The sequence below is a fragment of the Brevundimonas olei genome (assembly GCF_037055245.1).
In the GTDB taxonomy this organism is placed as follows: Bacteria; Pseudomonadota; Alphaproteobacteria; order Caulobacterales; family Caulobacteraceae; genus Brevundimonas; species Brevundimonas olei.
Window position 1 is genome coordinate 613,583 of the sequence record NZ_CP146369.1, and the last position, 22,741, is coordinate 636,323.

Consider the following 22,741-nt stretch of genomic DNA (forward strand, 5'->3'; position numbering starts at 1 on the left):
AAAAAAGTCACGACTTCGCCAACTTTATTCCGGGTGACGTTTTGATCAAATGAAAGGCCGTGCTGCGCCGTCGGCCGGACTTGCCACTCCATTTGATCGAATTTCCGCCCGCCTGACGGTCGTGCTGCAAGAATTCTCTAGAAAAATCAGAGGTTCTCTTCAGGGGAACGACGGCTGTCATCCGACGATTTGGGCCTTCGGAGGTGGAGGAGCCTCCTTTGAAACCCTTTTGATTGGAGGCAAAGAAATGCGTGCCAAATTGATGACGTCCGCTGCGGTCCTGGCCGGAGCCCTCGCCTTTGCGGGCATGGCTCAAGCCCAGTCCTCGAGCGGGCCGAACGGTCCGGTCGGCGGCAATACCGACGCGGACGGCTCCTACAACAGCGGCGGCAACAGCACGGATGTGGATCTGGGCGTCGCGGACTCGTTCAACACCGATAATTCCACCGACCTCGATGTCGGCATTTCGGATTCGCTGAACGATAATTCGGATAATTCCACCAACACCAACCTGGAGTTGGGTGTTTCGGATTCGTTCAACGACAACTCGGATAACTCGACCAATACCGAGGTCGGCATCTCCGACTCGTTCAACACCGACGCCTCGACGAATACCGACAACTCGGTGAACACCAACCTGGAGTTGGGGGTCTCTGATTCCTTCAACGACAATTCGGTGAATGACTCGGGCAACGACAACTCCACCAACATCGGCAACATCCGCGTCTCCCTGAACATGCAGGAACTCAGCGCCAACGTCAGCGACCTGAGCTTCGACATGTCGGAAGACGGCCAAGGCCCGCAAAACGGCCGGATCCGCACGGGCGACATCAACCAGAGCGGCGGCGCCTTTGCAGGCTTCGCCGGCATTCAGACGGTGAGCAACAACACCGGTCTGGCCTCGGTTGGTCAGGCGGCCACGGCGATCAGCGCCAACGCTAACGTCACCTTCGGCGGCGGCGGCAACTAGGCCTTCGTTTTCGGCGGCCGGTTCTCCGGCCGCCGAACTTCTTCCTGGGAGGGAACCATGCTCAGCCTTCTGTCGACCCTGGCGCTGCTGGGGGCGGCCGATCCGAATTCGGCCTCTCCGCCGTCGCCCCCTCCGCCCCTGATCATCATCGCGCCGACCCAGGCCGACCCCTCGGCTGCTGTCGCGGGCGCTCCGCGTTCGCTGGCGATTGAGGAATTGGACGCCCTGCACGGCCGCCAAGGCGCGCCATCCGTCCTCATCGCCAGCGACCAGCTGCTGCAGGCGACGAACAGCGGAAACAGCGTCAACGCCAATACGGTCACGACCGGCGCCATGCGCATCGACGCCAACGCCTTTTCCGGCTTCAACGGCATCGGCAACTTCGTCATGAACAGCGGCAACAACAACAACCTGCAAGGCGCGATCACGATCAATATCGTGACGACGGCCCCGAACCCGTGACACGCTCGACCGCCCGGTTTCCGCCCGGCCTGGGGCTGGCTGTCGGGGTCAGCGTCGCGGTCCTGTGCGCGCCCTCGGCTCAGGCTGAGATTCTGCTGAACAACGGCCCGGCTGCAGGGCGGGTGAAGGTGGTCAGCTATCGCGACCTGCCGTTCCGCACAGTGGTGCGCCAGCAGTATGACTTCAGCTGCGGTTCGGCCGCCCTGGCCACACTGTTGCGGCACCACTACGGACGTGATGTCGGCGAGGCTCAGATTTTCCGCGCCATGTTCGCCGACGGCGATCAGGAGACCATTCGCCGCGTCGGCTTCTCCCTGCTGGACATGAAGCGGTATCTGGATGCGCGGGGCTATCCCGCCGACGGCTTCCGGCTGAGCCTGGATGAGCTGATCGAGATGAACGCCCCGGCGATCGTGATGATCGACACCGCCGGCTACAAGCATTTCGTCGTCTTCAAGGGCGACGACGCGGGGCGCGTCCTGGTCGGCGATCCGGCGCTGGGGCTGAAGATCTATTCGCGCGACCAGTTCACCGACATGTGGAACGGGGTCGCCTTCGTCGTCCGTCAGCCGGCGGACACCTTCAACGACGCCGAGGAATGGCGCGTGTGGAACCGGTCGCGGCCGGGTCAGGCGCTGCAACCCATGTCCCTGGCGGAACTGACGCGGGAGTTGCCGCCGCTCTATCAGGTGACGACGCGGTTCTCCCTCGATCCTTATCTGAGGTGACGCCATGCGACGCGCGCGATCCAGCCTCCTTATGATCATCAGCCTGGCGGCGCCGATCTGCGTTGCGGCGCCGGCCGGCGCCCAGTCCGCGGCCTTCGCCGCCGAACTTGCGGGCGGTCCTCTGTCGGAGCCTTCGGGCGCGCCGCTGCAAGCGTCGGCGGCGCCGGCGTTGGCCGTGACGGTCTCTGACGGTCCCCGGATGATGACGGACGCCGACATGGCCGAGGCGCGCGGGGGCTTCATGACGGTGGCGGGCTTCACCTTCGGCTTCGGCGTCGTGGTGCGCTCCTACGTCAATGACCAACTGGCCCTGCAGACCCAGCTGACCTGGACGCCGACCGGCGCCATGACCGAACAGGTCCAGCACAACGTCCCCGGCGTCTCCGACCTGGCGGGCGCCATGGCCGGCCTGATGGCGGGTGGCGTTGATCTTCGCGGACTGAACAACGCCGGCGGCGTGGCGGTGATCGACGGGAACGGCGCCACGGCCATCCTGCACAACATCACGACCAGCCAGTTGCAGAACCTCATCATCAACAACGCCGACAACCGCGACATCCGTCAGGATATGGAGTTGAATCTGGTCCTGCCCGACCTGGAGATGATCCAGACCAACAGTCAGCGGTACAACTATGGCTCCAACATCGCCCGCGACATCGACTGGGCGGGTCTTCGGAGCCCCGGCGGCTAGGTTGGTTGGCGGCGCGAGCCAGGGCAGGGGCCGCCGCGGCGGCCCCTTCTCATGTCAGAACACGATCGGCAGCCGCAGGATGAAGCGCATGTCCGGCGCATCCTCGGTCACGCCGAACTCGAAATTGCCGTTCAGGCTGTATCGGTCGTTGATCAGATAGGACATGCCGAACTGAAGGGCTCCGACCTGCAGTTCGTCAGACTTTTCCGTGATGTCGTTCAACTGGCTCGAGGTTGGGCGGATGTAGTTGTGCTTATAGCCCAGAGAGAAGGAGAAACGCGGGTTCAACGAGAAGCCGAAACCGATCGCCAGGCCGATGGCGTCGCCCGGATCGACCTTGCCGATGTGGATTTCGCCTTCTGTCTTGTCGATGTCGCGCGGCAGGTGGGCGAAGTAGCTCAGGCTGCCGAAGATGACCGCCGGGTCGCTGGGGTAGAGGAAGCTGATGCTGGGCTCGACGCCCCAGAAGCCGGAGCCGGTGGCCAGGCGCGTGGCGATGCCGAACTCGTCGCGATCGATGTCGAAGGGGCCTTCGCCGGTGTCGCTCTTGACCCGCAGGCCGGCGATGAAGATGGGGCGGCCGCGCTCGCCGCCGTTGATCTGATAGCGGACGGCGGCCTCGACGTCGCCGACGCCGTCGCCGCTCAGGTCGATGGTGCGGGTCACCGCCTCGTCGCGCTGCTGCACGGTGGTGATGGTGTCGTTGCGCCAGACGTAGGGGGCGCGGATCTCGACCTCCAGTCGGGGGGCGATGCCGTATTTCGCCGCCAGGGTGACGACGCCGGTGTCCCGGTCGGCCTCATTGGCCTCGATCACGCCGATCTGCACGCCGGGCACGATCTCAATGCCGCGGAACACCAGGCGATTGGCGCTGGAGCGGGTGTACTCGGTTGACAGGTCCACCGTCAGCTTGCCCGGCTGGCTCAGCACGGCGATGCCCTCGGGGATGGCGGCCAACTGTTCGCGCCGCACCTCGGGCGCGGGCGGCGGCGGCCCTTCGGTCGGGGGCAGGGTCGGCTGAGCCGGTCCGTTGGGCGCGATGGTGCTGGCGACCTGCTGGCCGGCGCGCAGCTGGTCGAGCGTGCGATCGGCGAAGATCGCCCGGCCCGAGGCGTCGGTCTGCACCTGCCAGCGGGAATCGACGGCGGGCGGAGGGACGGCGGCGCGTTCGGCCAACAGGGCTTCCTGCGCCTCTATCCGACGTTGCTGTTCGACGACCAGGGCCTCCAGCCGCGCGACCCGGGCCGCAAGGTCCTCGTCCTGGGCGAGGGCGGCGCCGGGCGCCAACAGGGCCGCCATGGCCGCTGAAACGCCGATCATCCGCAGGGCGGAGCCGGCGCGTCCCGGCGGGCGGCGGGGGAAGAGAGGCGGACGGGGCCGAGACGGTTGTCGATAAAGGCTCATGACGCTCGCTCTCTCTTTTCGCTTCGGTTTCAGTGAAGGGCGTGTTCGTCGACGCCATAGTCGCTGGCGGCGCGCAGATAGGCTTCGTCCAGCAGGGTCACCCAGCCGCTCTGCATGGCGATCAATCGCTGGCGTCGCATCTGTCCCAGGGTGCGGCTGACATGGACCAGGCTCAGCCCCAGGGCGTCGGCCAGGGTCTCCTGGGTCAAGGGCAGATGCAGACGGTCGCTGGTGCACAGGCCGGCGCGTTGCAGCCGATCGCGCAGTTCCAGCAACAGGTGGGCCAGGCGGGCCTGGGCCGACTGCCGGCCAAGGCGCACCACATGATTCAGCAGGCAGGCTTCCTCGTAGCGGCGAGAGGTCGCCAGGGCCCGACGCAGCCGGTCGTGACGCGGATCCTGCAAGGCGAGAATTTCGCGCAGCATCAGGGCGTCGACATATTCGACCCGCGTCAGGGCGATGACGGTCGTCTCGTCCAGCGGCCGCGGATGAAGGCTCAGCCCCATGGAGTCGCCGGGCAGCAGGAAGCCGAAGATCTGACGCTGGCCGTCAGCCAGGATGCGCTGCCGACAGGCCCAACCGCTCAGAATCAGGCGAGGCGAGGCGGCCCGCCCGTCCGGATCGAAGGCCTGACCCGCAGGAACGACTTCCTGAAAGACGCAGAGGCGCCGCACCAGGGCGCGCTCTTCATCGCTCAGCCGGTTGATGGAGGTGAGGTTGCGCAGCGCCGCCAGGTCGCCTGGCGTGGACGCCGAACGGCGCACGCTGACCGCGCGCGTCACCATGCCCCTACGGGCAGGCGCGACCGACCCCCTCCGGCGGTCCGGCTTGCGTCCCTCTCCCACACCATCTCAGGCGTTCCTCCGGGACGGGAAACGGCGACCGCACGACGGTCGTTCCTGCCAAGGCGCAAAAACGTTGATTTTAAGTTAATTTTAAGGAGGCGGCTGCGCGCATCGGCCGGACCGGCCGGATATGACCGGCTGCGATCAGCCCTTCCCTTGTCAGTGAGCGGCTGACTCCGCATGAGAGAGAAGGGCCGAAGACGAGCCGGCATGAGGGGGCGGTTGAATGGTGGAAACGACGGATCGGCGACAGGGCATCCAGTCGGTGGGCATCGGCCTGCGCGTGCTGGACGTGCTGGCGTCGCTGGACGGGGCGGCGGCCCTGGGCGCGATCGCCCAGGCGTCGGATCTGTCGGCGTCGCAGGCGCACCGCTATCTGGCCAGTCTGATCGCGGCGGGCATGGCGCGGCAGGACGCCGCGACGGGACGTTATGAACTGGGGCCGGGCGCCTTGCGGTTGGGGCTGGCGGCCCTGTCGCGCATGGATGTCTTCCGCGAGGCCGCCATCGCCATCGGCGACTATGTGCGCGAGACAGGCCGTACGGTGCAGATGGCCGCCCTGGGGCCGTCAGGCCCCATCGTGGTGCGCTGGATCATGGGCACGCCGCCGATCTCGACCTCGCTGACCGTCGGCGCTCCGCTGCCGCTGCTGAGTTCGGCGACGGGCCATGTCTTCCTGGCCTTCAGACCCGAGAACCAGACCCGGGCCATGGTCGAGCGCGAGACCCAGCCGCAGTTCCAGCCCATCGACGTTGAAGCCTTGCGATCGCGGGTCCGCCGCGACGGCTATTCCGCGGTTCGCGGGGACCTGATCCCCGGTCTGCGCGCCACCGCCGTGCCGATCTTCGACCTGCAGGGCGAGGCTGTCTTCACCGCCACGGTGCTGGCCACCGATCTGTTCAAGCCGGAGAACGACGCTCAGGCGCGCGATCGTCTGATCGAGGTGTGCGACCAGATCACCGCCGCGACCGGCGGCATACGTCCTCAGGTCTGACGCGAGCGCGCTTCAGGCGGCCTTGCGCAGGTCGACGGACGGATCGGATGCGATTTTGGGCTTGAGAGTCTTGCCGATCAGGCGGCGGGCGGCGGCGAAATCGCGCGGCCGGTCCAGGCAGACGGCGCCGACCAGAGCGCCCTGACGCAGGTAAAGCCGCACGCCTTCCCCACGCTCCACAACGGCGTCTGCGGCGGACGGGTCTCCGAGAATCTGCAGGTTATGCCCGCACTGGTCGGTCCAGAACCAGGGCGTCGGTTCGGGTTCGGACGGCAGGCCGAGGATCGCCAGCGCCGCCTTGCGGGCCGAGGTCTGAGCGTGAGCCCAGGTCTCCATGCGTCGCGCCGCGCCGTCCTTCAGCCGCGCCGCCACGTCGCCGATGGCGAAGACGCGCGGATCGCCCGGCGAGCGATAGTCGTCGTCCGTCAGCACGCCGCCGTCGATCGGCAGGCCGGACGCTTCCGCCAGTTCGACGCAGGGGATGATGCCGATCCCGACGACAACCAGGTCGACGTCGAGCGTCTCCCCGCCATCCAGCGTCGCCGTGACGCCGCCGTCGGGCGTGTCGTCAAGGCCGGCCAGCGAACGGCCCAGGCGGACGTCGACGCCGATGCGCGCGTGAGCCTCGGCCAGCCACTGGGCCGCCTCGGCCGGAATGTTGCGCCCCAGAAGCCGCTCGCCCGCTTCGATCACCACGGCGGACAGGCCCATGCCTTGCAGGGTCGAAGCCGCTTCCAGACCGATGACGCCCCCGCCGACGATCAGCGCGCGCGCGCCGGGCCGAGCGCCCGCGGCCAGGGCGCGCGCATCGTCCGTGGTCCGCAGATAATGGACGGCGGGATGGTGGGGCAGGGGCAGGCGCCGCACCCGCCCGCCGGTCGCCAGGATCAGGGCGTCGAACGGCTCGGTCGATCCGTCGGCCAGGCGGACTTCGCCCTTTTCGCGGTCGATCGCGACGGCGGGACTGGCGGTTTTCAGGACGGCGTTCAGCGCGCTCCAGCGTTCCGCCGGCGCCAGCCAGACGGGTTCGGGTTCGGCTCCGCTCAGGAATCCCTTTGACAGGCTTGGACGTTCGTAGGGGGGGTGCGGCTCATCGCCGATGAGGGTCAGGCTCCCAGAAAAACCCAACTCTCTCAAGGCGATGGCGGCCATTCCGCCAGCGTGGCCGGCGCCGACGACAACGATGCGCTCCGTCATTTGTGATCTCCTCAGGTCATTGCACTACATGCAACGCATTTGACATAGATCAAAAACCACGACACCAAGGCGGTCAACGGCGACGTGAGATCGCCGCTTCGAATTGTCAGTTCGGGAGCTTTTCAGTGACCATCGCCATACGCCCTCCAGAGGGCCGTCAAGCGCGCGCCTGGCCGGCCGATGTCGACGCCGCGGTGCCCTACTGGGTCTATACGGACCCGGAAATCTACGCCGAGGAGCTGCAGAAGATCTGGTACGGCCCCCACTGGCTGTACGTCGGCCTGGAATGTGAAATCCCCGATGTCGGCGACTGGAAGACCACGACCCTGGGCGAGAAGCCGTGCGTCATGGTCCGCTCGGGCGAGGACGAGATTTCGGTCGTCGAGAACCGCTGCGCTCACAAGGGGGTCAAGTTCTGCCAGTCGCGCTTCGGCCACTCCAAGGAGCTGATCTGCCCCTATCACCAGTGGTCCTACGCCCTGAACGGCGACCTGCAGGGCGTGCCTTTCCGCCGGGGCGTGAAGCGCCAGGGCGGGATGCCCGCCGACTTCGATCTGAAGCAGAACGGCCTGACCAAGCTGCGGGTCGAGGTGGTCAACGGCGTGGTCTGGGCCACCTTCTCGGACGAGACGCCGCCGTTCCGCGACTACCTCGGCGACAAGTTCTGGAAGCACTACACCCGCGTCTATGACGGGCGGAAGCTGCAGGTGCTGGGCTACAACCGCCAGCACATTCCCGCCAACTGGAAGCAGATGCAGGAGAACATCAAGGACCCGTATCACGCCGGGCTCCTGCACGTGTTCTTCGCCACCTTCGGCCTGTTCCGCGCCGACCAGAAGTCGGCCGTCGATATCGACGACGAGGGCCGCCACGGCATCCTGATCTCGCGCAAGGGCGAGCAGGAAAAGACCGAGGACATGGCGGACATCCGCAACTTCCAGGGCGACCTGGTGCTGGAGGACCCGCGCGTCATGGACGTGGTGCAGGAGTTCCCCGGCGAGGAGACCGTCGGGATGATCACCATCTTCCCCAGCGTCATCCTGCAGCAGCAGGTCAACAGCCTGACCACGCGCCAGATCGTGCCCAAGGGGCCGGGCGGGTTCGACTTCCACTGGACCCACTGGTGCTACGCCGACGACACCGACGAGATGAAGCTGCGGCGCACGCGCCAGGCCAATCTGTTCGGACCGGCGGGCTTCGTCTCGGCCGACGACGGCGAGGTTCTGGAGATGACCCAGCAGGGGGCTATGGGCTCGCCTGACGCCAACATGATCCTGCAGATGGGCGGCCGCGAGATCGCCCCGACCGACCACCAGGTCACGGAGACCGCCGTGCGCGGCATGTGGCGCTACTGGCGCAAGGTGATGGGGCTGTGAGCATGAGCGAGACCATCACCCGCGACGAGGTCCGCGACCTTTACGACGCCTATTATGCGACGCTTGACGATGTCGATCTGCACGCCTGGCCCGAGTATTTCACCGAGGACTGCCTCTATCGCGTGATCCCGCGCGAGAACCATGAGGCGGGCTACACCCTGTGCACCATGCAGGCCGAGAGCCGCGGCATGTTGAAAGACCGGGTGACGGGGCTGACGCGGACGCAGATGTACGCCCCGCGATACTACCGCCGCTTTCCCACCGCGCCGCGCATCGTCGAGCAGGACGAACAGGGCGTGCGCGTCCGCCACAACCTGCTGGTGGTACAGACGCTGATCGACAAGCCCTCGGACATCGTGCTGTCGGCCGTCTGCCATGACCGCATCGTCCGCGACGGCGACCGGCTGCGCTTCGTCGAGCGCATCGTCGTCTTCGATTCCGAAATGATCCCGAACAGTCTGGTGTATCCCGCATGACCGATGTCGCGACCCTGTCGTGGACGGCCGCCCTGCCGCCCTCGGCCCTGGATGAACACGGCGTGGCCAAGGCCGTCGTCAACGGCCTGAGCGTCGCCCTCTATGTCGTGGACGGCGAGTATTTCGCCACCGCCGACCTGTGCACCCACGGCCAGGCCAGCCTCTCCGACGGCTATCTGGACGGCGAGCTGATCGAGTGCCCGCTGCATCAGGGCACTTTCAATGTGAAGACCGGCGCGGCCGTGGACGCGCCCTGCTCGGTCGCCGTGCGCACCTTCCCGGTGAAGCTCGAAGACGGCGTCCTGCACGTCGGCATGGAGGCCTGATCACATGACGCAGCTGACCAACGACAATCGCGCCCAGCTCGAGACCCTCTATCAGCAGATGGAGCCGGAAGGGCTCTACCCTCTGTGGGAGAAGCTGGCCGCCCTGGTCCTGCCCCAGCCGCAGTCGCCGGCCCAGGTGCACAAATGGGTCTATGACAACGCCCGCGACTATCTGATGCGCGCCGGCGACCTGATCAGCGCCAAGGACGCCGAGCGGCGGGTGCTGATCCTGGAGAACCCCGGCCTGCCGGGCCATTCGGGCATCACGCCCAGCCTCTACGCCGGCCTGCAGCTGATCCTGCCGGGCGAGGTCGCTCCGGCCCACCGCCACGCCCAGTGCGCCCTGCGCTTCGTGCTGGAAGGCGAGGACGCCTATACGGCGGTCGATGGCGAGAAGGCGGTGATGCGCCCCTTCGATCTGGTGCTGACGCCGGGCGGCCAGTGGCACGACCACGGCAATCCGACCGACAAGCCGATGATCTGGTTGGACGGTCTGGATATCCCGACCGTGCGCCATTTCGACGCCAGTTTCGCCGAGCACTATCACGAGGACCGCTTCCCGGAGCAGGCCCCGGCGGGCGACAGCCTGAACCGCTACGGCCGCAACATGCGTCCGCTGAAGGGCCACACGGCGGACCGTCGCCCGGCGCACCAGCCTCTGTTCCACTACCCCTACGCCGAGTGGCGTCCGGCCCTGGACGCCCTGGCCGAGAGCGGCGCCGAGATCGACCCGCACCTGGGTCATGCGCTGGAGTTCATGAACCCGATCGACGGCGGCCCGATCATGGCCACCATCTCGGCCCATGTCCGCCTGCTGCCGAACGGTTTCCAGACGCGTCCGCGTCGCGCGACCGACGGGACCATCTTCGTCGTCGTGGAAGGAACCGGCGAGGCCGTGATCGAGGGCGAGACCGTCGCCCTGAACCACCGCGACATCGTTGTCGTCCCGTCGTGGAAACAGGTGGTGTTCAAGGCCGAGAGTCAGCTTGTGCTGTTCGGCTACTCGGACAAGGCCTGTCAGGAAAAACTGAATCTTTACAAGGAAGAAAACGCGTGAGCCTGCTGTTCCAACCGCAAGCGCCGGTCCTGGCCAAGACTTCGACGGGCGACGATTTCCCGGTTCGCCGCATCTTCTGCGTCGGCCGCAACTACGCCGCCCATGCGCGCGAGATGGGGCGCGACCCCGACCGCGAACCGCCCTTCTTCTTCACCGCCTGGGCCGAGACGGTCGTGCCGGATGGAACGACCATCGCCTATCCGTCCAAGACGGAGAACTTCCACTATGAGGCCGAACTGGTCGTCGCCGTGGGCAAGGGCGGGCGCGACATCGCCGTCGAGGACGCGCTGGACCACGTCTGGGGCTACGCCACGGGCCTGGATATGACCCGCCGCGACCTGCAACTGGAAGCTCGCGCCCAGGGGCGCCCGTGGGACACCGGCAAGAACGTCGAACAGTCCTCGCCGCTGGGCCTGATCCTGAAGGCGGGCGAGGGCGACTTCGACCCGTACAAGGGCGCGATCAAGCTGACCGTCAACGGCGAGGTCAAGCAGGACGCCGACCTGGCCGACCTGATCTGGCCGGTGGCGGACATCATCGCCTATCTGTCGACCCTGTGGGAGATCCAGCCGGGCGATCTGATCTACACAGGCACGCCGGCGGGCGTCGGCGCCGTGGTCGAGGGCGACGAGATGGTGGTGACCATCGACGGCCTGACGCCGCTCAATATCAAGGTCGGTCCGAAGGCCGCCTGATCCCCTTCAACGCATCATCAGCAATCACGGAGAGGCGCGCGTCAGACGCGCCCTCCGCAGGAGGACTACACATATGGCAGCCATGGGCGAAGGAGGCGGCAACGCCGTCATCGACCGGGCCAGATTCGGCCCGCTGCAGTTCGGCGTCACGGCGCTGTGCTTCATCATCGCCATGCTCGACGGCTTCGACACCCAGTCGATCGCCTTCGTCGCGCCCAAGATCGCCGAGGACTGGGGCCTGGCCCCGTCGGCGTTCGGCCCGATCTTCGCCATTGGCCTTCTGGGCCTGACGGTCGGCGCCTTCACCCTGAGCCCAGCGGCGGACAAGTTCGGCCGCAAGACGGTCATCCTGATCTCGACCCTGATCTTCGGCCTGTTCGCCCTGCTGACGGCGTTCTCGACCTCGATGAACGAGTTGTTGATCTACCGCTTCATCACCGGGGTCGGCCTGGGCGCCGCCATGCCCAACATCATCGCCCTGACCAGTGAATACGGCCCGGCGCGACTGCGCGCGACCCTGGTGACGGTCATGTTCTGCGGCTTCCCGCTGGGATCGACCATCGGCGGCCTGGTTTCGACCTGGCTGATCGCGACCTGGGACTGGCACTCGGTCTTCGTCGTCGGCGGCGTCCTGCCGCTTCTGCTGCTGCCGGTTCTCTACTTCATGCTGCCGGAATCGGTGCGCTTCCTGGTCGCCAAGGGTGCGCCGGAGCACAGGATCGCGCCCATCGTGAAGAAGATCGACGCCAGCGCTTCGGTCGACGAATTCATCGCCGGCCTGAAGCATGAACAGTCTTCGGCGGCCAAGGGCTTCTCGGTCTTCCAGCTGTTCCGCGAGGGCCGCACGCCCGTGACCCTGCTGCTGTGGGTCGCCTTCTTCATGAACCTGCTGGTCATGTACTTCCTGGTGAACTGGCTGCCGACCCTGCTGAAGGGAGCGGGCCTGCCGCTTAGCATGGCCATCCTGTCCACCTCGATCCTGAACCTCGGCGGCGTCGTCGGCGCCATCGTCCTGGGTCGGATGATCGACAGGATCAGTCCCTATGTCGTCCTGGGCGCGGCCTACGCCGCCTCGGCCGCCTTCATCGCCCTGCTGGCTTTCGGCGGCACCAATCTGCCGGTCCTGCTGGTCGGCGCGGCCCTGTCCGGCTTCGGCGTCGTCGGCGCCCAGATCGGCTGCAACGCTCTGACGGCGGCGGTCTACCCGACGGCCATCCGCGCCACGGGCGTGGGCTGGGCCCTGGGCGTCGGCCGCATCGGCGCCATCGTCGGCCCGCTGGTCGGCGGCGTGCTGCTGGCCGCCGGCTGGACGCCGCAGTCGCTGATCCTGCTGGCCGTCATCCCCGCCGCGATCGCCTCGATCGCCGTCTTCACCCTCGGCGGCGTGCGCCGTCGGGCCGGAGTCTGACCCCATGATCCTGCACGGCTATTTCCGCTCCACGGCCTCCTGGCGCGTTCGTATCGCTCTCGGCCTCAAGGGGTTGGAGGCCGTGCAGGTCGCCCACCACCTGCGCAAGGGCGAGCAGCGGGCGCCGGCGTACCTGGCGCTCAATCCGCAAGGGTTGCTGCCGTCGCTCGTCACCGACGACGGCGCGGTCCTGACCCAGTCCCTGGCCATCATCGAATACCTGGACGAGCTCGCGCCCGAGCCGGCCCTTCTGCCCGCTGAGCCGGTGCTGAAGGCCAAGGTCCGGGCCGTGGCCCAGGCGGTCGCCTGCGACATCCACCCGGTGCAGAATCTCAAGGTGCTGCAACGCCTGCGCGAACTGGGCTTGGGTGAAGAGCTGGTCCAGGCCTGGGCCTCGACCACGATCGAGGAAGGTCTCGACGCCGTCGACCGACTGCTGGCGGATCAGCCGGGTCCCTTCGCCTTCGGCGACGCCCCAAGCCTGGCCGACCTGTGCATCGTGCCGCAGCTGGGCAACGCTCGCCGCTTCGGCGTCGAACTGCGCTGGCCGCGCCTGCTGGCGCTTGAGGCGGCCTGCCTTGAACTGCCCGCCTTCCAGAACGCCGCGCCCGGCCAGCAGCCCGACGCCGAATAATCATCCCAATCGAACCGAGCGCGGAGACAACCGCGCCCTTTCCCGGAGGAAACCATGACCATCGCCGCTGCGGCCGCCGCCGCATTGCTTTCGCACGCCCCCATGCCCGCCGACACCGAGGCGCCGATCCAGACCGCGCCGGCCCCCGCGCCTGCTGCGGCGCCTGCTGCTCCGGTCGCGCCGCCGCCGTTCAAGCTGATCAACCACGACGAGAATTACGCCTACCTGGCCGACCCGGCGAAGCGCACCTCGACGTGGTCGAGGTTCAAATATGTCCCGGTCGGCGGGGAGGACAGCCCCGTCTGGGCCAGCTTCGGCGGCGAACTGCGCTTCCGCGCCGAGCATCGCGACAACGAACGCTTCGGCCGCGGTCCGCAGGACACCGGCGGCGATTTCCAGACCCGCGCCCGCCTGTGGGGCGAGCTGAACCTGGGCTCTTCGCTGCGCGCCTTCGTCGACGTGCAGGACGCCCGCACCTCGGGTCTGGCCAGCGGCGAGCCGGTGATCGAGGAGAACCGCACCGACCTGCATCAGGCCTTCATCGAGGCGAAGACGGGTCTGGGCGGCGGAAGCTTGCGCGTCCGCGCCGGCCGTCAGGAGTTCGGCCAGGGCGGCTTCCGCCTGTTCGACATGCGCGAGGGCGCCAACGCCCGGGCGGCCCTGGACATGGTCCGGGTCATGTACGACAGCCCGACCGGCTGGAGCGGCGGCGCCTTCGCCGGCTATGCGCTGCGCGAGGGCAAGGCCTCGTGGGACGACGCCACCAATTTCGACTATCGCCTGTATGGCGCGACGGCCGCGAAGACGCTGGGGCAGGGGGCGACGGCGCCGAAGCTGGAGCTGCTCTACGCCAACACCGATCGCCTGACGACGCCGTTCGATGGTCAGCTTCCCGGCCGCGACGACCGCGACACCCTGTCGGTGCGCCTGTCGGGCAAGGTCGCGCCCTGGGACTATGAGGTCGAGGCGGTCAAACAGTGGGGCTCGTTCCGCGACCTCGACATCGACGCCTGGTACATCTCGGCCGTCGGCGGCCGCACCTTCACGGATGTGAAGTGGTCGCCGCGCGTGGCCGTGCGCTTGGACGTCGGTTCGGGCGACAAGAACCCGAACGACGGCAAGCTGAACAGCTTCAACCCTCTGTTCCCGCAGCCGGCCGCCCTGCGCACCGATCTGGGCTTCGCCAACCTGATCCTGCTGCAGCCTGAGGTGACGGTGCGTCCGTCGCCCAAGCTGACGCTCGGCGCCAACACGGCCGGTCTGTGGCGCCAGAGCAAGGACGACGGTCTCTACGCCCTGTCGGGTCTGGTGCTGCGCGGGGCGGATGAAGGACAGTCGTCCTATGTCGGCTGGCGCACGGGCGTCTTCGCCCGCTACGCCCTGACGCCCTATGTCTCGCTGATGGGCGTGGCCAACTACACCAAGGCCGGCGACTTCCTGAAGGAAACCGGGACCGCCGAGAACCAGTCCTACTTGGGGACCTTCCTGACCTTCAGGTTCTGAGCGGGATCAGAACCTGAAGGCGGACAGCCTCCTGTCGAACCCGGCCTAACGTCGCGAAGGCGAGGAGAGGTGGTTCGACAGGAACAGGGCGTTGATCAGCAGACGCTCCGTGCCCAGCCAGTATTTGCGATGGGCCGGGTCGTCGGCGAACAGGACGACGTTGCCCGCGCCGACCGGGTTCACCTGAGCCCAGACCGAACCGGCCGAGCGGGCGCGCAGGGCTTCGGGCAGGTAGCCGTTGACCTGCGGGTCGGTCTCGATCCGCACGACGTTGGCGAAGGGATCGACCACGGGGGCCAGAACGACGTCCGTCTCCTTGTTCACGAACAGGTCGCGGCGCGACAGGCCGAAGGCCAGCGGGTGGCTGATGTCGGCGTCGGCCGACAGGGCGTTGCCCGCCGTCCGTTGTTCGCCCTGGATGGCGCCGCGGTCGGCGTAGTCGCGGCGCTCGACCTCGGCCTTCTTCTCGTTTTCTGAGGCGGCCTGCGGGGCCAGTCCGTTGGCGGCGGCCCAGCGCGCGGCGTTGCCGAACACCACCAGGGACCCGCCCGCCCGCACCCAGGCCTTCAGCGCGTCCACCGTCGGCTGGCCCAGGTTGTCGTAGCGCCCTCCGGACAGGACGATGCTGTCATAGCTTCCCAGCGGCACGCGGCCCAACTGGGACGGGTCCAGCCGCGTCGCCGGGTAGTTCAGCCGCTCGCTGAGGGCGAACCAGGTCGAGCCGATTTCGGTGGCGTTGACGCCCTCGCCCATGACCAGGGCGATGCGCGGCGCGCGCACGACCTTCACGTTGTCGCTGCCTAGATCGACGCCCGCGACGCTCTGGCCGGTCGAGACGGCGTGGGCGACCACGCCCGCCTCGCGTGCGGCCGTGTCGACGGCGGCGCGCAGGGCGGCGGCGTCCAGCGATTGTCCCGCCGCGGTCACGACGAGGGAGCCGCGCCCGAAGGCGCTGTCGCCCGCCGCAGTCCGCGCGGTCAGCGGCTCGAACGCCGCGCGGACGCGCACGTCCTGACGCAGCAGGGCCGCCAGAACGCGCGGGGTGTTCAGATCGCGCCAGTCGACGACATAGGCGTAGGCGTCCTGCGGCCCGCTGACGCCGCCGGTTGCGACGGGGGCCTCGGTCACGGCGGACCCGTGGGCGGGGACGCGGCGCAGGCCGTCGCTCTTCAGCCCATAGGCGAGGGCGACCGAATAGGAGGTGCTGCCGTAGACGCTGCCCTTGGCCGGCGGCGTCCGGTCGAAGATGGAATGCACCAGTCGGAACTGCGGCTGGGCCGAGGGCACGACATAGGCGCTGCCCGGCTCATAGGCGCGGCCGTTCTGCGTCACCCGCTCGGTCAGCGGGTGGACCTGGATGTGGTGGGCCAGCAGCAGGTCCAGCGTCTGGCGCGTCAGGCCGGGATCGGTCGCGTCGCCGAAGACGAAGGCCTGGCTGGAATGGCGCCGTCCCTGCTCGACGGCCGAGCGGAAGAAGTCGCGCTGGAAGGCCTGCAGCCCGGCGCGCTCGGCGACGGCGCCGCGGATGGTGGCCAGGCCGACATTGGTCTGGTTGCGGATGGTGAAGGGGAAGGTCAGCGGGCCGTTGGCCGTGTCCTGCACCAGGCCGCGCGAGCTGGCCTGTTCGACCGTCACCCCGACCCCGCCGTGGAAGTCGGGATAGGTCGAGCCGTAGACCGGCGAGAAGTTGTCGAAAACCTCGCGCGTGTAATAGAGCGAGCCGAGGCTATCCAGCGCCTGGGCGTGATACTTGGCCAGCGTCACGTTCCACTCATAGCTGGCGCGCGGCAGCAGCGGGCTTTCCATGCTGGCGGGCGAGGGCTCGAAATAATAGGTGCTGCCCGCGCCCATCTCGTGGAAGTCGATCTGGATGTTGGGCCGCCAGCGGTGGAAGGCCTCCAGCTTGGCGCGCGTCTCAGCCTGAGTCACCGCCAGCCAGTCGCGGTTCAGGTCGGTGAAATAGTGGTTGGTGCGGCCGGCGGGCCAGGCCTCGACGTGTTCCTTGTCCTGTGGATCCGAGACGGCGGGCTGGTTCTTCCAGGCGTTGTGCCAGTTGGCGGCGCGGTCGCGGCCGTCGGGGTTCTGGGCCGGATCGATGACGATCACGGCCTTGTCCAGCCAGTCCAGCACCTCGGGCGAGCGCCCGGCGGCGAGGTAGTAGGCGGTCAGCAGGGCCGCCTCGCCGCTGGAGGTCTCATTGCCGTGGACGCTGTAGAACAGGCCGACGACGACCGGGGCGTCGGCCCCCGCCGCCGGACCGCCGGGATCACCCGCCGCGATATGGGCGCGCTGAATCTGGTCGATCCGGCCCTGATTGGCGCTCGAGGTGATGACCACGGACAGCAGGGGCCGCTGTTCATAGCTGCGGCCGATTTCCTCGACCGTCACCCGATCCGACAGGCGTGCCAGTTCGCGCAGGTAGTCCACGATGCGGTCGTGGCGGGTGTAGTGCGTGCCGATCGGATAGCCGAGGAAGGCTTCCGGCGTCGGGATGGCTGGGTCGAAATCGCCCGCCGGCGCCTGAGGGAAGAAATAGGCGCTCTGGGCCAGGGCCGGAGCGGGCGCCGCCAGGGCGACGCCGCCCAGCAGGATCGCCGCCGCCGCGCCGCCGGTCAGGATGCGACGGAGGGATGAACGGGCGTGTTGAACGCTCATGGTGTCAGGTCTCGATGCGAAAAAGGGATCAGAAGCGGACGTCGAAGCCGACGCGGAAGTAGCGCCCGCGCAGATCGTACTGGCCGAAGTCGTAGGGCGCGCGCACGCCGGGGAAGGAGGCGTCGTGCGGCGGCGCTTCGTCCAGCAGGTTCTCGATCTTGGCGTAGAGCGTCACGCGCTCCAGCCCGGACCACGCCGCATACAGATCGAACTGGTGATAGGCGTCCACGCGCGATTGTCCCCCGACTTCCGGCACCTGATCATAACCCGAGGTGTAGTACCAGGTCAGGTTGGCGTCGAAGACGTCGCGGTTCCAGGCCAGGCGCGTCGTCGCCTTGTGCGCCGGCAGGGTCGCGCCCCGGTTCGACCCGGCGTAGTCCAGCAGCGGCCCGCCCGCCGCGTTCGGCCGCTTGTATTCCAGCAGGTGGGTATAGGCGCTGGAGGCGGTGAAGGTCCCCCAACCGTCTGTGCGCCAGCGCTGGCTGAAGTCCACGTCGATGCCCGACGTCTCCAGCGCCGTCAGGTTGCGGTAGCGGTTGTAGACGGCCTGCAGCTTGCCACGTTCGTCGCGGACGACGTCGGCGGGGTCGTTGCCCTGGACGATGGCGGTGGTGTTGCCCGTGCCGATCAGGTTGTCGAGCTTGATCTGATACCAGTCGATGCTCAGCGCCGTGTCGCGCGTCGGTGTGAAGACGACGCCCAGATTGTAGGAACGGGTCTTTTCCGGCTCCAGATCGGTGTTGCCGACGGTGAAGAAGGTCGGGCTCTGGCGCGAGTTGGGCAGGTCGGGATCATAGGGGTCGATGACCGAGCCGTAGGAGATCATGGTCGAGGCCGAGTTCTCCGACAGCGACGGCGCCCGGAAACCGCGTGAGGCCGAGGCCCGCAGCGCCAGCCACTCCAGCGGCTTCCACCGCACGCCCGCCTTGGGCGAGAAGGCGCTGCCGAAGTCGCTGTATTCATCCGCTCGCGCCGCGACCTGGATGTCCAGATTGCTCAGGACGGGGATGTTGAATTCGGCATAGGCGGCCCAGACGTCGCGCTCGCCGTCCACGGCGGCGATGGCTGGGCGGATCTGCAGCCCGGCGTCGATCTGCCACGGATTGCTTGAGACCAGGCTCTCGTGCCGGAACTCGACCCCGGCGGCATAGCCGATCTGACCGGCGGGCAGGTTGAACAGCTCGCCGGAAATCTTGAAGTCGGCCCCATAGAGGCGCGACTCCGCCGGACGCAGGGTCGACAGGCGGATGCCGTCCAGCACGGCCTGCGGCGTGGCGCCCGGCTCGTGCAGGTTCAGCGTGCCGTTGGCCAGGGCGTCGGCCAGGTTCCAGCGATGAGCGAAACCGCCCGACACCGTCTCGCGCTCGTCGCTGCCCGAGGCGAAGACGGCGGCCTCCCAGTCGAAGCGGTCATGGCGCCCGCGCACCCCGGCCAGGGCGCGATAGGACTTGGACTCATTGGTCTTCAGCGTCCGGCCCAGGTCGAAGAAGGTGTATTCGATCGGCGTGGCGACGCCGTAGGGATTGTAGGGATTATTGGCGGGCAGCAGGTTTGACACCGGCTCGGCCAGCCCGGTCTCGGCGTTCAGTGCGAACCGCCCCCCTTCCAGCGTGAAGAAGGGGCTGGAGCCGAACAGGGACGCCCCCTCGACATAGGAATAGAGCACCTCGCCAAAGGCCTCGATCTGCGGCGTCAGGCGCTTGGTTCCGAACAGATAGGCCTGATAGCGGTCGGTCGAAGGGATCAGCGTCGTGTGCGGCGCCAGGTTGATGGCGCAGGTGTCGCCGGACAGGCCGTCGATCGGGGCGCTGGCGGTCAGCACCATGCCCTCGGGGCACTGGCCCTGGGCGTTGAGGAAGGGCACGGACCGGCCGTCGACCAGGAAGCGCGCGCCCTTGGCCGACCAGCCGTTCCAGCGGCCGCCGGGCAGGTCGTCATAGATGCCCGACTTGGTCAGGTCGCGCTGGTCCTGATCCAGCCGATTGCGGGTGTAGGCTTCCAGCGACAGCAGGATGTTGTAGCCGTCCGTCTCCAGGTCGCCATGCCCGGCGACCAGTTTGGCGGTGGAGGTCTCCAGCCCGCCCTGATCGGCGAGGCCGTAGCTGGCGCCGAACTCCAGACCCTGGAAATTCTGGCGGGTGATGATGTTGGTGACGCCCGCCACCGCGTCCGAGCCATAGACGGCCGAGGCGCCGTCCTTCAGCACCTCCAGCCGCTGGGTCGCCACCATCGGCAGGGCGTTCAGATTGACGAAGGTGTCCGACAGGCCGCCGCCGGGGAAGCCGTAGTTGGCCACGCGGCGCCCGTTCAGCAGCACCAGGGTGTTCTTCTGCGACAGACCGCGCAGGCCGATGCCCGCCGCGCCTGACGACCAGCCGCTGTTCTGCGTCTCGTTCGAGCCGTTTCCGGTATTGGCCGAGATCGAGCGCAGCAGGTCCGCCGTCGTCGACTTGCCCGAGCTTTCCAGCTCCTCGCGCCCGATCACCTGGACCGGGTTGAAGCCTTCGGTGTTGGCGCGGCGGATGTTGGACCCGGTCACCACGACGTCCGCGACCGAATGAGCCGCCGCAACCTGGGCCTGGTCCGTTAGATTTTCATCGCTTCGGGCTTGTGCGGCGCCGCACGCGCCTGCGGCCGAAAGAAAGGCGAGAACGGTCAGGGAGGGCCTGATCATGAGGATGCTGCACCGCAATAAGTGTCACAATTGGGCGCGCAATAAGGCATGCCAAGCTGGCTTTCATAACTTAGAAATTCTATCCGTATGGCGAGAAACGGTAGCCGGTGACACCGGCGCTGCGGTCGTTAAACGCTTCCGTCCTGCGCCCTGGACGCGGCGAGCACCTATCCTTTGCTCGGTTTGGGGCGAGGGTCGTCGCCGCCGCCCTGCTTCTTGAAGTTGTCCCCGATCTCCCGCGCGTCAGGACCGTCCGGTCCGGCGCGACGTTGAGACTCGCGCCCGACCCGGCGCACCGCTTCGCCGGGCGTGTCGGCGTCAGGCTTCCCGCCTGGAATGGCGGCGTTGCGCTCCCGTCCTTTGGATTGCTGTCTGTCGCGCATGTCTCTCTCCTGTCGTGATCACTCAGAGTGAGGCGGGAAATGGTTCCCGACGAGGGAGCAAGGTCGAGAAGCCTCCTGATGCGGCTGACGGTTTGCGATGCGGCCCGAGGGACGGAGTCGAAGCGTTCATCACGCGCCTACATTCTCCTTTAAGTTGTGGAGCTGATCGTGCTCGTGTCACGAGGTGCGATGATGCGAGATGAACGGCGTATCGGGATGGCGAAGCGGCAAGGGGCGGCGGCGGTGGAGTTCGCCATCGTCGGGCCGGTGTTCTTTCTGCTGCTGGCGGGAATGATCGTCTACGGCGGCTGGTTCTGGATGGCGCATTCGGTCCAGGCGGCCGTGTCCGAGGGCGCACGCGCCGCGATCGCCGGGCTGGACGCCGTCGAGCGCGAACAACTGGCGCGCGAAGTCGTGGAGACCCAGTTGAAGGACCTCGGGCTCAAGGCCGCCGACGCGGTCGTGGCGGTGCGCGCCGAGCCGGGGCGTTTCCGGGTCGAGGTGGCCTATGACGCGGGCGGACATCCGTTGATGGCCCTGTCGCCGCTGACCGTGCCGCCGCCTCGCATCATTCGCCGCACCGCGGTCATCCGCTTGGAGGAGGCGTGAGATGGGCCGGCGTCGCCGCCTTTCCAGCGATGACCGGGGCGGGGTTGCGGTCATGGCCGCCGTCTTCGGCGCCCTGATCTGCGTCCTGGCGGCCCTGGCGGTCGATGTGGGCTCCATGGTTCTGAAGGGACGCGAAGTCCAGGGGGCGGCGGACCTGTCGGCGCTGGCCGCCGCTCAAACCTTGTCCGATCCGCCCGAACGGACCGAGGCCGCCGCTCACGCGACGGCCAGGGACAATCTGATCGATCTGGCCGGAGCGCGGATCCAGCGGGGCGTCTATACGCCAGACCCCCGGTTGAAGCCGCCGGCGCGTTTCGCCGACGGCGGGTCCAGACCCAACGCCGCCCGCGTGACCTTGAGCGCCCCGGCGCCCCTCTATTTCGGCCGCTGGATACTGAGGCGAGACAGCGTGACGGTGTCGAAATCGGCCACGGCGGCGCTGCCCGGCGGTCCGCCCAGCGCCGTCTTCTCCATCGGTTCGCGCCTGGCGGGGCTGGACGGCGGATTGGCGAACGCCCTGCTGTCCGGCCTGCTGGGGAGCAAGGTGTCCCTGACGGTGATGGACTATCGCGCCCTGGCCGACGCCCAGGTCAACCTGCTGCAGTTCTCGGACGCCCTGGCGGCCGAGCTGGGGGTGACGGCGGGAGATTATGACGCCTTGCTGGCGCATGAAGCCCAGACGGGCCAGGTGCTGAGGGCGCTGGAGGCCGTCGCCGGGTCGGGCGCAGACAGCGCTCTGAGCAAGCTGACCCGCCTGCCGGTGAACGCCGTGGTCAAGCTCGAGGAGTTGATCGGCGTGGATGCGGATGCCCGCGGCGGCTTGCGGCGAGGGCTGGACGCCCAGGTCTCGGCCATGGACCTGCTGATGGCGACGCTGCAGACCGCCAATCAGGATCGTCAGCTGGCCCTGGATGTGGGGGCGCGCGCCGGACTGGCGGACCTCGACGTCATGCTGGCGATCGGCGAACGTCCCAATCGCGCGCCCTGGCTGACGGTGACCGGCACCGGCGAGCCGATCATCCGCACGGTGCAGACGCGCCTCTATCTTGAGGCGACGGCCTTGGACAAGGTTCCGCTCGTGGGGCTGCTGGCGCAGGTGAAGGTCCCCATCCTGATCGAAGCGGCCAGCGCCGAGGCTCGGCTCAAGGCGATCGAGTGCGAGGGAACGCCGCGCGTTCTGATCGAGGCGCGGCCCGGCGTGGCGCGCGTGCGCCTGGGCCAGATCGATCCCAAACGCCTGCGGGACTTCAAGTCCGAGCTCAAGGTCAGCCCGGCCAGGCTGGTGTCGGTATTGCTGATCACGGTGGAGGGCGTCGCGGACATCCAGGTGGCGGATCTGGATTGGAGCGAGCTGCGCTTCACGGGAAGCGAGATCGGGTCGAGCCAGCCCAAGAGCGTCCGCGCCAAGGGCTTCGTGAACGGCCTGATCGTCACCCTGCTGCGGGACACGCGGCTGACGGCCCTGGGGATACCCCTGCACCTCGTCACCCAGTTGCTGGCGGGCGTGCTGACGCCGCTCGGGCCGGTGCTGGACGGCGTGGTTCAGCCTCTGCTGGAACTGCTCGGCGTCCGGCTGGGAGAGGCGGATGTGTGGGTGCACGGCGTGCGCTGCCCCAACCAGGGCGGTGTTCCGCAACTGGTCGGCTGAGCGATC

21 protein-coding genes are annotated in these 22,741 nt (G+C 67.7%); 15 read left to right on the forward strand and 6 right to left on the reverse strand.

The window, feature by feature from the left end:
* Positions 1-49: 49 nt before the first annotated feature.
* The 4 genes from V8J38_RS02950 to V8J38_RS02965 are packed head-to-tail and all read left to right on the forward strand — an operon-like array spanning position 50 to position 2,851.
* Positions 50-970, forward strand: coding sequence for a hypothetical protein (locus V8J38_RS02950; protein WP_338577829.1), 921 nt, complete (start codon positions 50-52; stop codon positions 968-970).
* Between the two features lie 57 nt (positions 971-1,027).
* On the forward strand, positions 1,028-1,432 hold the full coding sequence (locus V8J38_RS02955; protein WP_291778808.1) for a hypothetical protein: 405 nt from the start codon (positions 1,028-1,030) through the stop codon (positions 1,430-1,432).
* Positions 1,429-2,160 carry a C39 family peptidase gene (locus tag V8J38_RS02960; RefSeq protein ID WP_291778811.1) on the forward strand — a complete coding sequence of 244 codons (732 nt, stop codon included), beginning with the start codon at positions 1,429-1,431 and terminating at the stop codon, positions 2,158-2,160. Before V8J38_RS02955 ends, V8J38_RS02960 begins: the two co-directional genes overlap by 4 nt.
* Before the next feature lie 4 nt (positions 2,161-2,164).
* Entirely contained in the window at positions 2,165-2,851 is a 687-nt protein-coding gene (locus tag V8J38_RS02965) for a hypothetical protein (protein WP_338577830.1), read from the forward strand.
* A 54-nt stretch (positions 2,852-2,905) separates the two neighbouring features.
* On the opposite strand, the gene V8J38_RS02970 is transcribed toward V8J38_RS02965, so the two are convergent.
* Complete coding sequence (locus V8J38_RS02970; RefSeq protein WP_338577831.1) at positions 2,906-4,150, reverse strand: transporter; 1,245 nt, start codon at positions 4,148-4,150, stop codon at positions 2,906-2,908.
* Between the two features lie 134 nt (positions 4,151-4,284).
* A complete protein-coding gene (locus V8J38_RS02975; RefSeq protein WP_291778820.1) occupies positions 4,285-5,040 on the reverse strand; it encodes a Crp/Fnr family transcriptional regulator in 756 nt (251 codons plus the stop codon).
* 286 nt (positions 5,041-5,326) lie between these two features.
* On the opposite strand from V8J38_RS02975, the gene V8J38_RS02980 reads away from it, so the two are divergent.
* Positions 5,327-6,094 carry an IclR family transcriptional regulator gene (locus tag V8J38_RS02980; protein ID WP_338577832.1) on the forward strand — a complete coding sequence of 256 codons (768 nt, stop codon included), beginning with the start codon at positions 5,327-5,329 and terminating at the stop codon, positions 6,092-6,094.
* Positions 6,095-6,106: 12 nt separating this feature from the next.
* Here V8J38_RS02980 and V8J38_RS02985 read toward each other — a convergent pair whose 3' ends face one another.
* A complete protein-coding gene (locus V8J38_RS02985) occupies positions 6,107-7,291 on the reverse strand; it encodes an NAD(P)/FAD-dependent oxidoreductase (RefSeq protein WP_338577833.1) in 1,185 nt (394 codons plus the stop codon).
* Positions 7,292-7,416: 125 nt separating this feature from the next.
* Here V8J38_RS02985 and V8J38_RS02990 point away from each other — a divergent pair, with 125 nt between their 5' ends.
* The 8 genes from V8J38_RS02990 to V8J38_RS03025 all read left to right on the forward strand — a co-directional run bounded on the left by V8J38_RS02990 (position 7,417) and on the right by V8J38_RS03025 (position 14,766).
* Entirely contained in the window at positions 7,417-8,667 is a 1,251-nt protein-coding gene (locus V8J38_RS02990) for an aromatic ring-hydroxylating dioxygenase subunit alpha (protein ID WP_338577834.1), read from the forward strand.
* 2 nt (positions 8,668-8,669) lie between these two features.
* On the forward strand, positions 8,670-9,143 hold the full coding sequence (locus V8J38_RS02995; RefSeq protein WP_291778833.1) for an aromatic-ring-hydroxylating dioxygenase subunit beta: 474 nt from the start codon (positions 8,670-8,672) through the stop codon (positions 9,141-9,143).
* Complete coding sequence (locus V8J38_RS03000) at positions 9,140-9,469, forward strand: non-heme iron oxygenase ferredoxin subunit (protein ID WP_338577835.1); 330 nt, start codon at positions 9,140-9,142, stop codon at positions 9,467-9,469. Before V8J38_RS02995 ends, V8J38_RS03000 begins: the two co-directional genes overlap by 4 nt.
* Positions 9,470-9,473: 4 nt before the next feature.
* Positions 9,474-10,526 carry a gentisate 1,2-dioxygenase gene (gene gtdA, locus V8J38_RS03005; protein WP_338577836.1) on the forward strand — a complete coding sequence of 351 codons (1,053 nt, stop codon included), beginning with the start codon at positions 9,474-9,476 and terminating at the stop codon, positions 10,524-10,526.
* The gene (locus tag V8J38_RS03010) at positions 10,523-11,221 is read left to right on the forward strand and encodes a fumarylacetoacetate hydrolase family protein (protein WP_338577837.1); all 699 of its coding nucleotides are present in this window, start codon (positions 10,523-10,525) and stop codon (positions 11,219-11,221) included. Before gtdA ends, V8J38_RS03010 begins: the two co-directional genes overlap by 4 nt.
* 73 nt (positions 11,222-11,294) lie before the next feature.
* Positions 11,295-12,629 carry an aromatic acid/H+ symport family MFS transporter gene (locus tag V8J38_RS03015; protein WP_312218848.1) on the forward strand — a complete coding sequence of 445 codons (1,335 nt, stop codon included), beginning with the start codon at positions 11,295-11,297 and terminating at the stop codon, positions 12,627-12,629.
* A 4-nt stretch (positions 12,630-12,633) separates the two neighbouring features.
* The gene (gene maiA, locus V8J38_RS03020) at positions 12,634-13,263 is read left to right on the forward strand and encodes a maleylacetoacetate isomerase (RefSeq protein WP_338577838.1); all 630 of its coding nucleotides are present in this window, start codon (positions 12,634-12,636) and stop codon (positions 13,261-13,263) included.
* A gap of 54 nt (positions 13,264-13,317) precedes the next feature.
* Positions 13,318-14,766 (forward strand): alginate export family protein, encoded by a 1,449-nt coding sequence (locus V8J38_RS03025; protein WP_338577839.1) that lies wholly within the window; start codon positions 13,318-13,320, stop codon positions 14,764-14,766.
* Positions 14,767-14,811: 45 nt separating this feature from the next.
* Here V8J38_RS03025 and V8J38_RS03030 read toward each other — a convergent pair whose 3' ends face one another.
* The 3 genes from V8J38_RS03030 to V8J38_RS03040 all read right to left on the reverse strand — a co-directional run bounded on the left by V8J38_RS03030 (position 14,812) and on the right by V8J38_RS03040 (position 20,478).
* Complete coding sequence (locus V8J38_RS03030) at positions 14,812-17,421, reverse strand: M14 family zinc carboxypeptidase (protein WP_338577840.1); 2,610 nt, start codon at positions 17,419-17,421, stop codon at positions 14,812-14,814.
* 28 nt (positions 17,422-17,449) lie between these two features.
* Entirely contained in the window at positions 17,450-20,095 is a 2,646-nt protein-coding gene (locus V8J38_RS03035; RefSeq protein ID WP_338577841.1) for a TonB-dependent receptor, read from the reverse strand.
* Positions 20,096-20,262: 167 nt separating this feature from the next.
* The gene (locus tag V8J38_RS03040) at positions 20,263-20,478 is read right to left on the reverse strand and encodes a hypothetical protein (protein ID WP_338577842.1); all 216 of its coding nucleotides are present in this window, start codon (positions 20,476-20,478) and stop codon (positions 20,263-20,265) included.
* A 216-nt stretch (positions 20,479-20,694) separates the two neighbouring features.
* Here V8J38_RS03040 and V8J38_RS03045 point away from each other — a divergent pair, with 216 nt between their 5' ends.
* Together V8J38_RS03045 and V8J38_RS03050 are read left to right on the forward strand one after the other, a co-directional pair.
* Positions 20,695-21,087, forward strand: coding sequence for a TadE/TadG family type IV pilus assembly protein (locus V8J38_RS03045; protein WP_291778865.1), 393 nt, complete (start codon positions 20,695-20,697; stop codon positions 21,085-21,087).
* Between the two features lies 1 nt (position 21,088).
* The gene (locus tag V8J38_RS03050; RefSeq protein WP_338577844.1) at positions 21,089-22,735 is read left to right on the forward strand and encodes a TadG family pilus assembly protein; all 1,647 of its coding nucleotides are present in this window, start codon (positions 21,089-21,091) and stop codon (positions 22,733-22,735) included.
* Positions 22,736-22,741 lie beyond the last annotated feature (6 nt).

Coding starts and splice junctions, on each gene's coding strand:
- V8J38_RS02950 (WP_338577829.1), top strand. CDS start 50: ATGAAAGGCCGTGCTGCGCCGTCGGCCGGACTTGCCACTCCATTTGAT.
- V8J38_RS02955 (WP_291778808.1), top strand. CDS start 1,028: ATGCTCAGCCTTCTGTCGACCCTGGCGCTGCTGGGGGCGGCCGATCCG.
- V8J38_RS02965 (WP_338577830.1), top strand. CDS start 2,165: ATGCGACGCGCGCGATCCAGCCTCCTTATGATCATCAGCCTGGCGGCG.
- V8J38_RS02970 (WP_338577831.1), bottom strand. CDS start 4,150: ATGGCGGCCCTGTTGGCGCCCGGCGCCGCCCTCGCCCAGGACGAGGAC.
- V8J38_RS02975 (WP_291778820.1), bottom strand. CDS start 5,040: ATGGTGACGCGCGCGGTCAGCGTGCGCCGTTCGGCGTCCACGCCAGGC.
- V8J38_RS02980 (WP_338577832.1), top strand. CDS start 5,327: ATGGTGGAAACGACGGATCGGCGACAGGGCATCCAGTCGGTGGGCATC.
- V8J38_RS02985 (WP_338577833.1), bottom strand. CDS start 7,291: ATGACGGAGCGCATCGTTGTCGTCGGCGCCGGCCACGCTGGCGGAATG.
- V8J38_RS02995 (WP_291778833.1), top strand. CDS start 8,670: ATGAGCGAGACCATCACCCGCGACGAGGTCCGCGACCTTTACGACGCC.
- V8J38_RS03000 (WP_338577835.1), top strand. CDS start 9,140: ATGACCGATGTCGCGACCCTGTCGTGGACGGCCGCCCTGCCGCCCTCG.
- gtdA (WP_338577836.1), top strand. CDS start 9,474: ATGACGCAGCTGACCAACGACAATCGCGCCCAGCTCGAGACCCTCTAT.
- V8J38_RS03015 (WP_312218848.1), top strand. CDS start 11,295: ATGGCAGCCATGGGCGAAGGAGGCGGCAACGCCGTCATCGACCGGGCC.
- maiA (WP_338577838.1), top strand. CDS start 12,634: ATGATCCTGCACGGCTATTTCCGCTCCACGGCCTCCTGGCGCGTTCGT.
- V8J38_RS03025 (WP_338577839.1), top strand. CDS start 13,318: ATGACCATCGCCGCTGCGGCCGCCGCCGCATTGCTTTCGCACGCCCCC.
- V8J38_RS03030 (WP_338577840.1), bottom strand. CDS start 17,421: ATGAGCGTTCAACACGCCCGTTCATCCCTCCGTCGCATCCTGACCGGC.
- V8J38_RS03035 (WP_338577841.1), bottom strand. CDS start 20,095: ATGATCAGGCCCTCCCTGACCGTTCTCGCCTTTCTTTCGGCCGCAGGC.
- V8J38_RS03040 (WP_338577842.1), bottom strand. CDS start 20,478: ATGCGCGACAGACAGCAATCCAAAGGACGGGAGCGCAACGCCGCCATT.
- V8J38_RS03045 (WP_291778865.1), top strand. CDS start 20,695: ATGGCGAAGCGGCAAGGGGCGGCGGCGGTGGAGTTCGCCATCGTCGGG.
- V8J38_RS03050 (WP_338577844.1), top strand. CDS start 21,089: ATGGGCCGGCGTCGCCGCCTTTCCAGCGATGACCGGGGCGGGGTTGCG.